General features: G+C 67.0%; 16 protein-coding genes. 9 read left to right on the forward strand and 7 right to left on the reverse strand.

The genetic code is table 11. The features are described 5' to 3' along the window. The 3 genes from DKL51_RS13455 to DKL51_RS13460 form a co-directional block, all read left to right on the forward strand. Positions 1-181 (forward strand): ANTAR domain-containing protein (locus tag DKL51_RS13455; RefSeq protein WP_148097783.1); only part of this gene is annotated, 181 nt, incomplete at its 5' end. Positions 182-455: 274 nt separating this feature from the next. Then, positions 456-977, forward strand: coding sequence for a DUF5994 family protein (locus tag DKL51_RS37145; RefSeq protein WP_221623175.1), 522 nt, complete (start codon positions 456-458; stop codon positions 975-977). Positions 978-1,226: 249 nt separating this feature from the next. Next, the gene (locus tag DKL51_RS13460) at positions 1,227-1,727 is read left to right on the forward strand and encodes an inorganic diphosphatase (protein ID WP_109946153.1); all 501 of its coding nucleotides are present in this window, start codon (positions 1,227-1,229) and stop codon (positions 1,725-1,727) included. A gap of 48 nt (positions 1,728-1,775) precedes the next feature. On the opposite strand, the gene DKL51_RS35715 is transcribed toward DKL51_RS13460, so the two are convergent. Beyond that, on the reverse strand, positions 1,776-2,429 hold the full coding sequence (locus DKL51_RS35715) for an integrase core domain-containing protein (protein ID WP_243420760.1): 654 nt from the start codon (positions 2,427-2,429) through the stop codon (positions 1,776-1,778). Positions 2,430-2,653: 224 nt separating this feature from the next. On the opposite strand from DKL51_RS35715, the gene DKL51_RS35720 reads away from it, so the two are divergent. Continuing rightward, positions 2,654-2,827, forward strand: coding sequence for a hypothetical protein (locus DKL51_RS35720; RefSeq protein ID WP_207786274.1), 174 nt, complete (start codon positions 2,654-2,656; stop codon positions 2,825-2,827). A gap of 323 nt (positions 2,828-3,150) precedes the next feature. Here the strand turns inward: DKL51_RS35720 and DKL51_RS13470 are convergent, their stop codons facing one another. The 3 genes from DKL51_RS13470 to DKL51_RS13480 form a co-directional block, all read right to left on the reverse strand. Continuing rightward, positions 3,151-3,870 carry a DUF4386 domain-containing protein gene (locus DKL51_RS13470; protein ID WP_109965527.1) on the reverse strand — a complete coding sequence of 240 codons (720 nt, stop codon included), beginning with the start codon at positions 3,868-3,870 and terminating at the stop codon, positions 3,151-3,153. Between the two features lie 26 nt (positions 3,871-3,896). Continuing rightward, positions 3,897-4,643, reverse strand: coding sequence for an NAD(P)-dependent oxidoreductase (locus DKL51_RS13475; RefSeq protein WP_109965528.1), 747 nt, complete (start codon positions 4,641-4,643; stop codon positions 3,897-3,899). A 109-nt stretch (positions 4,644-4,752) separates the two neighbouring features. Then, positions 4,753-5,460 carry a DUF4389 domain-containing protein gene (locus tag DKL51_RS13480; protein WP_109946149.1) on the reverse strand — a complete coding sequence of 236 codons (708 nt, stop codon included), beginning with the start codon at positions 5,458-5,460 and terminating at the stop codon, positions 4,753-4,755. A 1,086-nt stretch (positions 5,461-6,546) separates the two neighbouring features. Between DKL51_RS13480 and DKL51_RS37150 the strand changes: the two genes are divergently transcribed. Further along, complete coding sequence (locus tag DKL51_RS37150) at positions 6,547-7,116, forward strand: GNAT family N-acetyltransferase (protein ID WP_109965529.1); 570 nt, start codon at positions 6,547-6,549, stop codon at positions 7,114-7,116. Here the strand turns inward: DKL51_RS37150 and DKL51_RS13490 are convergent. Continuing rightward, on the reverse strand, positions 7,070-7,354 hold the full coding sequence (locus DKL51_RS13490) for a hypothetical protein (RefSeq protein ID WP_109965530.1): 285 nt from the start codon (positions 7,352-7,354) through the stop codon (positions 7,070-7,072). The two genes, DKL51_RS37150 and DKL51_RS13490, sit on opposite strands and share 47 nt — an antisense overlap. Positions 7,355-8,057: 703 nt before the next feature. Here DKL51_RS13490 and cspE point away from each other — a divergent pair. Continuing rightward, positions 8,058-8,261, forward strand: coding sequence for a transcription antiterminator/RNA stability regulator CspE (gene cspE, locus DKL51_RS13495; protein ID WP_013283833.1), 204 nt, complete (start codon positions 8,058-8,060; stop codon positions 8,259-8,261). A gap of 608 nt (positions 8,262-8,869) precedes the next feature. Here the strand turns inward: cspE and DKL51_RS13505 are convergent. After that, entirely contained in the window at positions 8,870-9,961 is a 1,092-nt protein-coding gene (locus DKL51_RS13505) for an IS110 family transposase (RefSeq protein WP_260428473.1), read from the reverse strand. Between the two features lie 108 nt (positions 9,962-10,069). Here DKL51_RS13505 and DKL51_RS13510 point away from each other — a divergent pair, with 108 nt between their 5' ends. Next, complete coding sequence (locus DKL51_RS13510; protein ID WP_438819659.1) at positions 10,070-10,330, forward strand: transposase; 261 nt, start codon at positions 10,070-10,072, stop codon at positions 10,328-10,330. Between the two features lie 173 nt (positions 10,331-10,503). On the opposite strand, the gene DKL51_RS13515 is transcribed toward DKL51_RS13510, so the two are convergent. Then, positions 10,504-11,322, reverse strand: coding sequence for a transglutaminase-like domain-containing protein (locus tag DKL51_RS13515; protein ID WP_109965532.1), 819 nt, complete (start codon positions 11,320-11,322; stop codon positions 10,504-10,506). 372 nt (positions 11,323-11,694) lie between these two features. Between DKL51_RS13515 and DKL51_RS35725 the strand changes: the two genes are divergently transcribed. Continuing rightward, positions 11,695-12,384, forward strand: coding sequence for a hypothetical protein (locus DKL51_RS35725; RefSeq protein WP_221623176.1), 690 nt, complete (start codon positions 11,695-11,697; stop codon positions 12,382-12,384). A 133-nt stretch (positions 12,385-12,517) separates the two neighbouring features. After that, positions 12,518-12,709 (forward strand): hypothetical protein (locus DKL51_RS35730; RefSeq protein WP_221623177.1); only part of this gene is annotated, 192 nt, incomplete at its 3' end.

The raw sequence follows: 12,709 nt of genomic DNA on the forward strand, positions 1-12,709 counted from the left end.
CCTGATCGAGCAGGCCAAGGGTGTCCTCGCGGAGCGCCTCCACGTGGAGGTGGGGGAGGCCTTCGCGCTGCTGCGCAACGGCGCCCGCAGCCGCAACCGGCGGCTGTCCGACCTGGCTCAGGCGATCATCGACGGTTCCGAGCAGCTCGCGCCAGGAACGGCAGCCAACCTGTCCGCCTGACTGCCCGGTCAGGTCGATGCCGCCCGACCGCCACCGCCGGGCGGGCAACTGCCGATGGGAGTCGCGCTGCTGCTCGCCGCAGTGTTCGGCGTGCTGCTCGTGACCATGCACGCCACCATGCGGCGCATCACCCAGGTGCGGCTGCTGACCCGCAGGCAGGGCACCCCTACACCACCGCCACCGTCACCCGTCCAGACCCCACCGCCGACACCGCCGGCCCGGGCGCCGGCGTACCGGAGGGACGCATCTCCTGACCCGCTCTGCCGAGGACCGCATGACGTGGGTCTGCACCCGCGAACCGCCAACGGCACGCCTGCGGCTGGCCGACTCGCCGTCCAGCCGCGCGATTCTCGGCGGCGGTTGGTGGCCGGCCCCGCGCGGCCCGGTCGTCGAACTGTGCGGTCTGGTCATCGCGCTCACCGCCCAGCGCGGCGGCGTGATCGAACGGATCACGCTGCAGCCGGCGACCTGGTACAGGCATCCATGCCGGATCGGCGTCGGCGGCGCCACGGTGCGGCTGGGCTGGTTCACCACCCCCGGGGGCCGCGCTGGTGATCGTCACAGGCCCACGGGATCGCTCGCGACGGTTGGCACGATACGGCGACGACGTAGCCGTCTGGGAAACCGAAGGCCGCCACCTTCAGCCCGATCGACAACTCACAGCGCCGGTCCAGATCTGAACGCTCCAACCGGTCTGGACCGGCGGCACGGGGGCCGGTCTGGCGCGCGATACGCCGCCGCGCCGGCCGCATCCGGGTACTTCTCTTGGTACTCGCCCTGCTCCTACCTCTGTTGATCACCTCACTCCTGGGCGAACTGACCTAACCGCAGCAGTCCCGCGTCGGTCGGATGCCGGCGGTCCCCAATCGCGGTGGAACATTCTCGGCTGCCCGCGTTCGCCCGGCCGAACCAGTCGTTACAGCTACTGGCCCGCCGTGTCGTTGTCGGTGTTCGACACTCGCACGGCAGCGAGATCGCCCGTGTTCATCACCGACCGGGCCGATAGCCGGTCACGAACTAAAGGTCCGAAGAGCGGAGCAACCGCATGGAGTTCGACGTCACCATCGAGATCCCCAAGGGAACACGCAACAAGTACCAGATGGATCGCCAGACCGGTCGGATCCGGTTGGATCGCACCCTGTTCACCGCTACCCAGTACCCGGCCGACTACGGCTTCATCGAACACACCCTCGGCGAAGACACCGACCCCCTCGACGCGCTGGTACTGGTACAGGAACCGACCTTTCCCGGCTGCCTCATCCGATGCCGGGCCATCGGCATGTTCCGCATGCGGGACGAGAAGGGGCCCGACCCGAAGGTGCTGTGCGTGCCCACGGCTGACCCCCGCCTCGCGTACCTCGGCGACATCACGGATCTGGAACACTTCCACAAGCTGGAGATCCAACACTTCTTCGACGTGTACAAGGACCTGGAGCCGGGCAAAAGCGTCGACATCGAGCGCGGGGTCTGGGCCGGCCGGACCGAAGCCGAGGCGGAGATCAGACGCTCACAGGAACGCGACCGCCAGCCGACCTCTGCCAGATGACCGCGCCAGGCCGAGCCCTGCGCTTGCTGAGAATGCCATCCGGCCAGGTCAGGCTGCATGCCGGTACTCGTGGAGGATGCCGCCGAGGCGGTCGCGGCGTCGTATGTCGAGGCGGGTCGTGGCGTCCGGCTCGGGGATCGGGGTGGGCAGCGCGTGCAGTGGGCGGGCGTTGGCGATGCCCTGGTGGGGCCGGTGGGAGTTGTAGAACTGCTCGTACTCGTGCAGGGCGTGGAGCAGGTGCCGCTGGTTCCAGATCAGGGTGCGGTCGAGCAGTTCGCGTCGGCAGGTCTGCACCCATCGCTCCATGAGCGCGTCCATTCTCGGCGTCCGGACGCCGCTGAGCACTACTTCGATCCCCGCGTCGTTGAGCACGGTGTCGAACAGGGAGGGGAACTTTCCGTCGCGGTCTCGGATCAGGAACCGTGCCCGGCGGTCGGCGTCCTCCAGGTCCATCACCAGGTTCCTCGCGGCTTGGGCTACCCAAGAGGCGGTCGGGTGGGCGGTGGCGCCGAGGATGCGGATTCGGCGACTGGCATGCTCGATGACCGCCAGCACGTACATCCGAGTCCCGGTCAGGGTGACGGTCTCGAAGAAGTCGCAGGCGAGCAGGGTGTCGGCTTGGCTGTGGAGGAAGTCGGCCCAGGTGGTGGAGGTGCGCTCGGGCGCCGGGTGGATCCCGGCATCGTTGAGGATCTCCCACACGGTGGAGGCGGCGGTTTGATCCCCAGGACGAGCAGTTCGCCGTGGATGCGGCGGTAACCCCCGCTGGGGTTCTCCCGGGCCAGGCGCAGCACCAGGGCGCGGATGGAGCGGACGGTGCGCGGCCGGCCCGGCCGTTTTGGCCGGGAATTGGCGGCGTGGCGGCGCGCGAGGAGGTCGCGGTGCCAGCGCAGCACCGTGTCCGGGCGCACCAGCAGCATGAGCCGATGGAGCACGTCGAGCGGGAGCCGGTGCAGCACGGCGGCCAGGAACGCTCGGTCGCTGGGGGAGAACCGCGGCGGGGTCTTGCCCAGATGTCGCTCCAGGACCGTGATCTGGTGGCGCAGCGCCAGGATCTCTACGTCCTTGTCCCGGTCGCTCATCGGAAGCAGCCGCAGTAACGCCAACGCGTTCGTCACACCGAGATAGGTCCGTCGAAGCAGCACAGCCGATCATCATGCCGGGGGTGGGAGAGGCAGTCGGGAGAGGACCCTGCTCCTGCGGCCACCGTCAAGATCCGCTTACAGCGGCTCCACCTGGGCGGATGAGGTTTTCGGCAAGGGCAACGCCGTAGACGGCCAGACGCGTGAAGAGTCAGCCTCGGTCACCGGCCCTGATCCTGGCAGCAGTCCACCTAGGACCACCACCGCGAGCCTCACAGATGAGTGACAGCTCCGGCTAGAAGCGGCCGGGCCCTTGGTGGGCCCGGCCGTGTCGTTGACGGTTAAATGATCTGCCCAGAGATGGTGGGGACGCGGCTGGCGGCCCGGGTGTCGGCAGCCTCCATTTCAGCGGAGATGGGGGAGGGCTTGAAGCCCTTGACGACCAGATAGACGCCCAGCGAAAACTCCCACACAGCGATCGGGATGGCGAACAGCCCCGCCAGCGCGGACACCTGTCCCCCGGAGAACAACGTGGCGGTGAAGGCAATCACCAGCAGAGCCGCTCCGACGAAGCCCAGCAGCGGAAGACCCCGCGGCACGAGGCGGGACCGGTACAGCAGAGTGCCCAACAGCAGGGCGTTCACGGCCGGAAGAAAGCTCTGTCCGAGGAGGAAGATCCAGTCATGAAAGGCGACCAGCGCCTGGCCGGTGACCAACCCATCTGCTCCGGCTCCGGCCTGCCGCAAGGTCACGACCGACAGGAGGCTCACGACGCAGCCGAAGATGGTGGCGGCTTCCAGGACCCGCACGCCGACGAAGCCCAACGCCAGTGCTTCGTTCTGCCTCTTGACCACCGGGTACAGCGCGACGGCGGTGCCGATGCCGGCGAGAGCCACGATCATCTCCAGGATGCCGCCGATCATCACCGGAGTGTCCGGGCCAGGGCCGACGACAAAGTTCGCTTCTTTCACCGGGCCGTACAGGAACAGCGTCGGAATCGAGACGAAGGTGACCAGGTAGAGCACGCCCGCGATAAGCGCGGTCTTCCGCAAGGAGGTCATCGGAACTCCTTTCGGTGTTGCTGGTCTCATGTCGACCCGCCCCGAGCTGCGACGGAGTGGGCCAGTGCCGAGGGTGTTTGGCGGCCGACGATTGCCGGTGCCTGATGGACGAGCTCGTCGTCGGTGAGGGCTTCGACCATGAACAGGGCAAAGTCCACTCGGTGGGTGATGTTGCTCTTGAGAATGGGGTCACCCGCGTGTCTGCTCCACACTGGTAGGCCCTGACTGTCGCCCTCCTTCAGGTCGCTGCCCCGCACAACGGTCCACCGGGTGTCGCTGGCGAAGATCCGCCGGCACGCTTCCACCTGGTCGTCGATGTCAGCGAAGCGAGCGAGTCTCGCCAGTGGAGCGGCGATCTTCACGAGCGCTTTGAGCTTCCACGAGTACACGTCTTGGCCATCGCGCGTGATGTGCCACCCGCACGAGAACACCAGACGTGCCCCCGGCTCGGCGTGGTCGAGCACCGCCTGGGCCGTCCCCGCCGAGTAGTGGTTGACCCCTCGCGGAACCAACACGGTCAACACGCCGTCGCACCCGTCGACCGCGCGTCTGATGGCGTCGCGGTCGTCTGTCGCTCCCGGAATGACGGTGATACGTCCGTTGAACGCGTCGAGCTTGCCCACGCTGCCTTCCCGGCACACGCCGACGACCTCGTAGCCGCGGTCCAGCGCGTGCCGCACCATGTATTGCCCGAGTTTTCCGGAGGCCCCGACGATGCAGACCTTCAGCTTCGCAGGGCGACTTGCGTCATTTCGGTCTTGTGCTGGTTCCATGACTTCTCTTCTCGCGTCTGGGTTTCGGACAGATGACTCAGGAGCGCCAACCGGTCCGGGGTCGAACGGATGTCGTGCTCAGTTCCTTGCACCGGTCGAGGCCGGCTCGTCACGCTCCGTTGGCCTCACCGGTGGTTGCGATGACGGTGGTGGCGGGGTCTCTGCCGCCGGAGTCCAGCCGGAACGGCGGATAGGTGTCGGTCATCAGCGAGGTGTAGGCGGCGACTCTGAGCACCCACCGGTTCAGGCCGAGGATGAGGTCGTAGAGGCCGTTGGGGTAGCGGCCGGTGACGGCGAGGATGATCGCGGCGATGAGCACCAGGAGACCGATCAGGCCGCCGCCGGTCCAGCTGTAGTTCTGGGTGTCGGAGTTCAGGGTGAGCCAGGTTCCGCCGCCGGCGAGGATGCCGACGATTAGCAGGTGCGGCAGGGCCAGCAGCCACCACTTCACCAGGACCAGTCCACGGGATAGGTGCTCCGGGTAGGGCACGTGCAGGTGCGCCGGGTAGTCGGGGACTTCGGCCAGCGTGAATGGCGGGTACTGGTCGGTGCCGAGCGCGCTGTAGGCGTAGTAGTTGACCCGCCAGGTCCAGCGCATCACACCGACGTTGAATTCGAAGAGCGGGCGGGGGTACCGGCCGGTAAACAGGATCGCGAAGAACGCGATCACGGACACCACGCAGAACGCGATCCACAGGGGGATCAGCACGATGTAGTGCGGAATGGCCAGGATCCATTTCACCAGCCATAGCCAGCGTGACAGGTGCGGGTCCAGGTGCGCATCCACACGCACCGGATAGACGGATGTTACGGTCATGAGCGTCGTACCTCCAACGGATCGGCTGTCCCGCCGGTCCGCGGGCGCGGAGGCGCCCGATGGGATCAAGCGGTGGTTGCGCGGGCCCGTCCGGAGGTCCGAGTGGCAGGCATCATGTCCCGCGACACGCTGCAATGGTCATCGCCGATGGCGACGTGCCGGTCGGGATCCTCTGCATCGCCCGGCCCTCAACGCGGCGGTGCCGCGTTCTCGCTGCCGAAATCTGGGGCAGCGCGCCCGGTGGGCGCCGGCAGTCAAAGACACTGACGAACCGATCCAAAGTTGACTGTACGCGCTATCTGCGGTTCTGCGCCCTGACGGTCAACTATTTCCAGGCGCAACCTCGCATCCATGCCGATAACGATCTGGCGATAGTGGCGGTCGGGTTCAGCGGGCGACGGCGCGGCTGGTCGCGAGGCGCGATATCGAAGTCGACGAGGAAAGTCACACATCGGGCCGTCGGGGTTCATGACGGTCTGGTCGGGCACCCGCACCGGTCGGATCGCCCCGGACCACAGCGTCCGGCCGTGGACGTAGCAGGTGATGGTTGCGGACCCACCCCTTCCCGAAGCACCTGACGGTCAGATGTCGTGGATCGCCGACCATGGTTTGCCGAGGCCCGCTCACGCCGGCTTTGCCAAGAAGATGGGCGCCGCTTGGGAACTTGCCCAATGCCACTGGCCTGGGCGGCTCGTCGGCGGTTGCCGGGCTGGTCCACCGCTCGTCGTGCCGCCAGACGCCCCCATGCGGCCGTCCCGATCGTTCGCCGGCGCGCTCGTCTGTCGCAGGTCACTCGGCGGACGACTGTCGCGCATCAGCCGACGGAGGACCAAATGCGCCAGTTCTCTATCGGGCTCCGCAGTGCCGGCTGCCGCCTCCCTGTCTGTCGTACTCCGCATGATGCGTTACGTCGTGGCTTCACTTCATGCGTGACACGATGCTCTGGCTCGTTGGCTACCCGTTGTGAACGCGGGGCGGGCGGAGAGGGCTGACCCATCCGCTTCTGCCGATGACAGGGCGTCGAGGTGCTGCCCGTCACTGGCCGCGCGAAACGTTATCGAAACAAGGCCCCGACAACATGCCACTATGCACCTGAGTATCGAGCGTGCCGACTTCACTGACCCCAACCTTGGTGCGTTTCTTCGGGCGCATCTTGACGACATCGCGCCGACAGCCCCTGCGGAAAGCCAGCATGCACTGGATCTCCGTGGACTGCAGACACCAGACGTCCGCCTGTGGGTCGCCTCCGTTGGCGAAGAGATTGTGGGAACTGGCGCTCTCGCAGCACTGGAGCCTGGGCATGAGGAACTCAAGAGCATGCGAACGGATCCGGAGCGACGAGGTCAGGGAATCGCTACCCGGATCCTCGAGCATCTCTTGCAGGACGCTCAAGGACGCTACATCCGCCGAATCTCACTGGAGACCGGCAGCATGGAGTTCTTCGCCCCAGCGAGAGCGCTGTATGCCAAGGCAGGATTCGTTCTCTGCTCTCCATTCGGCTCTTACACGGAAGACCCCAACAGCGTCTTCATGACGAAGACCCTGGCGCCCATCGTGCCTTCTATCCGCCCTGTCATGCCGCGATCCGCGCGGGTCTCGAGGCCCGGTGCTACCCGCCAGCTGAGTCCCAGACGCGTTCGAACACGTCTCGTGTAATGACGAAGGTGCTCCAGTCTTCGTCAGGATCATCCAGGCTCGCCTGCCCGAGGCCGCCGTACCGATCTTCCTCATGCCCAGGCCCGTACCGGAGGACCGGGCCATTGTCGTACACCTCGATCTGCCGGACCGGCCAACCGTCGCTATCGACTTCGAAGTACCAGACCGAGTGCCCCCAAGCGTCGAACTCGTCACCGCGCGAATCGTTCCAGCGGCGACGATAGAAGCGGCGGTCCACGGCCGTAAGCGTAGATCCACTCGTGCGCGGATCTGCCGCGAAGCGCTCGTCACGCAAGGTAACCAGCTCACACGTGCATGCATCCGGACGTGCCGATGTGCGCGCACCTGACCTTGCTTCAAGGCGCTTCTCCGATGTCAGGCGATCGCGCGGGTGCGGCCGCCCCGCACGGCCACCAGCGTCGGGCACGACGCGAACCACACCAAGGTTCTCCACCGAGACCACTGGGCGAGCCGGCCGATCCGCCCACCTGCCCCCGTCCCGCCTCGGAGCGAGACAGCGCTTCGGCAGGTGCCCACGCCGAGTAATCGAGCCCGTGTGGACGGACATCGTGGCCGCTCGTCCTGACGGCGCCCGACTAGAATTCACGCCACATCAGGCGCGACCTGCCGATTCTCGGTGTCGCTGCCACTTCCCAGTCTTGCAACTAGCCCATCGTGAACCCGGTCAACGTGCCGTCCACGCGGCGTGGCAAGCAGACGAGTGACCAGGTCCACTCACCGCCATGGGATCGACGACGGATCATGTGCTACGGTAGCCGAGTTGCAGTTTTGATTTCCGTAGACGTTTTCCGGCGCCTGATGGGGCATCTGAAACCCATCCAGGCGCTTTTCGTTTTTCGTGTCGTTTCGACGCGGGTGATCAACGCGGCGGCGTAAGGGTCCGCACAGTGCGGTCTCTAACAGCCTGCGAAGGAGCAGACATGACTACAGGTACCGTGAAGTGGTTCAACGCCGACAAGGGCTTCGGCTTCATCAGCCCGGACGACGGCGGCGCCGACGTCTTCGCCCACTTCTCCGCGATCTCGGCGAGCGGCTTCCGCAGCCTCGACGAGAATCAGAAGGTGGAGTTCGACATCACCCAAGGCCAGAAGGGCCCGCAGGCGGAGAACATCCGCCCGCTTTGATCCACACTCTGCGAACGGCGGCCCGACTGGTTCAGCGGGCCGCCGTTCGGCGTTTCATGCGCTCACCACGGCATCGCGAAAATCGTCTGATCGGCAGAAGGCCGGCCATCTCGGTGTGGAGCCAGCTCAGCATTGCCCCCGTGTTCTCTTCTCTGGATCGATTCGGACCTCGGGCGCTAGTCTGCCCAGGCCGACTGTCAGCTCGCCCAAGGCGCGCCTCTGGCTCATGACCAGACAGACACAGACATCGACCATTATCGCTAACGGGCCCGAATTCCGCATCGCCGCCGCCCTGACGGTCGAGGCACGTACGGTCGCGGTCAAAGTGGAGCACACCATGGTCGGACTCGACGCCTCGCCTCCTGATGAATGTCAGACAGCCGGGACCCGGGGTGCACGGCGTTACATCCTGAAGGGTTGATGACTATGACGACGACTTACTCGGGTCCTGCGAGGCTGATCCTGGTCGACGGCGCATGCATATCCGGCATGGCTTCCCTCAGTACCAACCAGCGCGGAGGACTCAACGGCTGGGGCGGCACGTTCCGTCCGGACGAGATCACGACAGACCTTCGCAACGCAGTCGAAGGGCTCCAATTGGAACTGCCCTACGATCGGATGGGGACAGTCGCCGTCACCGGCATACGCAAGCTACTCGCCACGCAGGTGTTGATGTCGTTGGCAGGCCGCGGACCCGCACCATTCTGATCGTGCGCCGCACGGCCGCCGCTACATCGCCGCCGCGACGCGGTCACTCTGCTCTGACTGTGAGCATGGCGGGGTCGGTTCAGCAGTGGTGAGCTGATAGCTGGCAGCGGTGGGTGTGACTCTTGGTCTGACTGGCCTGGTGCCTTTGACGCGACTTGTCCGCCTGCTGCTGCCGGCGCCGGCCCGGCGGGAGACGTTGGCCTGATCAGGAGCTTGACCGCCAGTAGCCGCTGGCGTGCCTCATCACAGTCCTGGGTGGCGGCAACGATCGGGCCGACCCCGGTCAGCGCGAGCAGGTCCGGGCGCCAGGAACGCACGATCGCGCGGATCGCCGCTTCGTGCCCGGCGGCCTCGGCCTGCAGGGTGCGGATGCGCCGGGCGAGGTCACGCAACACCGCCGGCGCCGTGATGAGTTGGACATCACCGCTGGTCACGGTCGGTCGCAGCCGGGCGGCGGTGCTGATCATCGCGCGGGTGTTCTGCCCACGAAACGGGGTCCGCACCGCCTCGGGGGCGGTGATGACCATCGCGTGTAGTTGCCGCTGGGCGGTGGTGGCGGCCTCGACCGCCGCGCGGCGGGCGGTCAGCCGCATCTGCAGCGCCGCCCGCTCGGGTCCGGTTTTGGGCTGCGCCAGGTGGGTGCGGGCGAGGGCGTCGCGGGCGGCGCGTTCGGCGTCGATCGGGTCGGACTTCGCCCCGGCGCGACGCGCCGGACGCTTCGGGCGGTCCAGCTCGACGACCAGCTCACCGACGTCTGCCAGGTGCCGGGCCAGGCCCGCACCATAGCCGCCGGTTCCCTCCACCGCCCAGGCCCGCAACCCCGACTGCCGCTCGGCTAAGCCGAGCGGCTCGGCGTAGCCGTCCGGGTCGGCGGTGACGGTCGCTCGGTCCAGTACCGCGCCGGTGCGCGCGTCGATGACCGCGGCGGTGTGGGTGTGCTTGTGCGTGTCGACACCGATGACGACCTCGACCAGTTCTGCCAGCATGGACATGCGTTCTCTCTTCTCACCGTGGGGACGCAAGGTCCGGTCCGGTGCGGAGATGGCGTCCTGGCCGCCTGGTCACATCCCGGACGCTGCCGCGACGACGCCGCCTTCGCCATGCTCGCCGGGACCGCACCCATCCCCGCCTCATCGGGCAAGACGGTCCGTTACCGGCTCAACCGCTCCGGCGACCGACAGCTCAACCGGGCCTTGGCACACCGTCGCTCGCTGCCGGTTGCAACGCGACCCACGCACCCGCGCCTACGCCGACCGCCGCTGCGCCCAAGGCAAGACCGACCGCGAGATCAAACGCTGCCTCAAGCGCTACATCGCCCGAGAGCTCTACCGACGCCTCGAAACCCCACCCCAGCCACTTGACGCGGCATAGGAGCGTCGCAGCGACGAGGGCAGGACCGTGTTGATCGGTAGACTCTGCCAGGAACCGTTAACTCTCATGGCGATCAGGGCGCCGGCTCACCGGTCGCTGAACGACCGGATCTGCCGAGATCAGTGCACCGTGGCGGCATTGCAGCAGCAAGCTGCCGCGGGCGTCACTGCAGGAGTGCGGTAGGAACTGCGAGGTCCTCCGCGGCGTAGAGGTCCGCGATGGCTCCGGGATCGTCGGTGGCGCAGACGGCGGCGATTGCGTCGATGAGTTCGTCGTAGTCGGGGCCGGTCTTGCCCTTGTAGGAGGCCTCCATGCGTCCCCACTCGTCCCATGGCAGCATCTCGACCTTGTTGAGCGCGGCAAGATCCTTGATTGCGTTTCCCCGGATCTCGGCTGGCCCCCAGTTTTCGGTTCCGTACACGCCGAAGTGCGCGGCATCGATGTGGCCGTCCCGGAAGGCCGTCCACGCCTCGCCGCCGGTGAGGAACTCGCCAGCGGCGAGGTTTTCGGGTTTCGCCAGGAGGGAGCTGCCCAGGATCTCGGAGTCGATCCGCACCCAGCGGCCGTCGTGCCGGTACTCGGTGATCCAGTGGTCCACGCCCTGCCCGGGTTGGAAATACGTGGCGAAGCCGCAGCGGGCCCGGGCCGCGATTCCGCGGTAGCGCAGCAGGGCGCAGCTGAGCACGGCGAAGTGGCGGCAGGTGCCGATTACCCGCCGGTCGGGGTCGCGTGCGACGGTCAGCGGGGCCGGGTCGAGGGCCAGTAGGGCGCCGATCAGGTCGTCGACGGGACGAAGCTGGTTCTCGGCGAACCGCTCGTCGGGGACGCCCAAGCCCTTCGCGTCCGTGGGCTGGATGACGAGGTCGTGAACAAGGCGGCAGATCTCGACGGCCTCGCTCGGGAGATTCGCCAGCGCCGGCTCGTGGATCATGTCGATCCTCGTCAGTGGACCTGCCCCGGCGTAATCGATGGTCCCCGTCATGCCGGGCATCGTAGGCGCCGCCACTTAGATCTGCTGTCCCTGACCAATGCGATAACCGGCACGGCGTACGCGAGATGAGAGCCACATCAACTGCGGCCAGTCATCGCCGTGCGTGCATCTGCCGCCGACCGGGCGTCACGGTGCGACGGACGCGGGGCGGTGCTCGGCGCGCGGTCGTGCGAATTGAGTGCATTCCAGTGGCGAGTCCAACATGTTCGGCCCGCGGACAGTGGGCCTGAGCCGGGAGTGTGCCTCTCGTGCCAGGTTGCGGCTGCTGATGCTGCTTTGGCCGTCACAATTACCCGGCTCCTCGACGCGGGGATGCCTGGCGTGGTTGATGCGGCCGAAGGGGTTTGGCGATAGAACTGGACGGTGACTCTCACCTTCTGCTCGGACTTGGCGGCCGCCGACTGGATCGTCCACACCACCCTGCCGTGGCAGCAGCTGGTGTGCTTCGGCCCTGCCGGCTTGGACGCCTACGCGCGGCTTCGGCTCTTGCCTGATCCGGTACGCTCGGGCCAAAGCGAGAACGACGTGGAGGCCGAGGACTGGCGCACAGATCAGCTGCCGAGGCTGTTCGAGCTACTGGCGGCCTGCACCACCACCCCGGACGACTGCTACTTCTGTGTCTGGGAAGGCTTCGCCAACGCCGGGCCTGTCACCGACGACGATGCCGCGTACGCGGGCGTCGACAACTTGGAGGACCAGATCGGGCGGGCAGCCGCCCGGCCGGGACTGGCACCGACGTCCGGTGCCTCGCCCTCGGTCCTGCAGGCGCCGAAGGTGGAGGTGCCCCATCGCGCGTATTGGCTGTTCCGTGGGCCTCTGGCGGAGATTGGCACGTGGGACACCGCCGAGGCGTGGCCGGGGCAGTGCCGGCTCGATGCGGTGGAACCGGCGTTCGTCTGGCCTGCCGATCACGCCTGGTGCGTTGCCCTGGACGTCGATCCGCACTGGGCCGGGATCGGTGCCGGTGCGCTGCTGGTCAACCAGCTCATCGCTGACCCGCTCCTCGACGTGGTCTCTGCCGATCCCACCATGGAGCAGCCGTTGTATCGGTGAAAAGAAGCGGTTCCAGTCGCCGTCGCACCGTGGATGCCCCTGAAGAAAGGCATGCCGCAGCGAGGTCTGCATGCGCGGATCTGCCGCAAGGAGGGCGCTGGCACTGACTGTGACTGACGACGCACCGTGAGGTATGACTATCTCTCCCGCTTCCGGTTCCGGTCCCGGTGTCGTCTCTCCTGATCGTGTTGTTCTCCGCGCGGCGGTTTCTGCCTATCTCGGTCGCTACCGCGGTGACTCGCGGCTGCACACCGAGTCCGACCTGCGCGTCTTCCTGACCTGGTGCGCCCACCACGACCTGAAGCCGCTGTCGGCCGCACGCGTG

The sequence above is a fragment of the Micromonospora globispora genome (assembly GCF_003857015.1).
GTDB classification, from domain to species: Bacteria; Actinomycetota; Actinomycetes; order Mycobacteriales; family Micromonosporaceae; genus Micromonospora; species Micromonospora globispora.

Coding starts and splice junctions, on each gene's coding strand:
- DKL51_RS37145 (WP_221623175.1), top strand. CDS start 456: ATGACGTGGGTCTGCACCCGCGAACCGCCAACGGCACGCCTGCGGCTG.
- DKL51_RS13460 (WP_109946153.1), top strand. CDS start 1,227: ATGGAGTTCGACGTCACCATCGAGATCCCCAAGGGAACACGCAACAAG.
- DKL51_RS35720 (WP_207786274.1), top strand. CDS start 2,654: ATGGAGCACGTCGAGCGGGAGCCGGTGCAGCACGGCGGCCAGGAACGC.
- DKL51_RS13470 (WP_109965527.1), bottom strand. CDS start 3,870: ATGACCTCCTTGCGGAAGACCGCGCTTATCGCGGGCGTGCTCTACCTG.
- DKL51_RS13475 (WP_109965528.1), bottom strand. CDS start 4,643: ATGGAACCAGCACAAGACCGAAATGACGCAAGTCGCCCTGCGAAGCTG.
- DKL51_RS13480 (WP_109946149.1), bottom strand. CDS start 5,460: ATGACCGTAACATCCGTCTATCCGGTGCGTGTGGATGCGCACCTGGAC.
- DKL51_RS37150 (WP_109965529.1), top strand. CDS start 6,547: ATGCACCTGAGTATCGAGCGTGCCGACTTCACTGACCCCAACCTTGGT.
- cspE (WP_013283833.1), top strand. CDS start 8,058: ATGACTACAGGTACCGTGAAGTGGTTCAACGCCGACAAGGGCTTCGGC.
- DKL51_RS13505 (WP_260428473.1), bottom strand. CDS start 9,961: ATGTCCATGCTGGCAGAACTGGTCGAGGTCGTCATCGGTGTCGACACG.
- DKL51_RS13510 (WP_438819659.1), top strand. CDS start 10,070: ATGCTCGCCGGGACCGCACCCATCCCCGCCTCATCGGGCAAGACGGTC.
- DKL51_RS13515 (WP_109965532.1), bottom strand. CDS start 11,322: ATGACGGGGACCATCGATTACGCCGGGGCAGGTCCACTGACGAGGATC.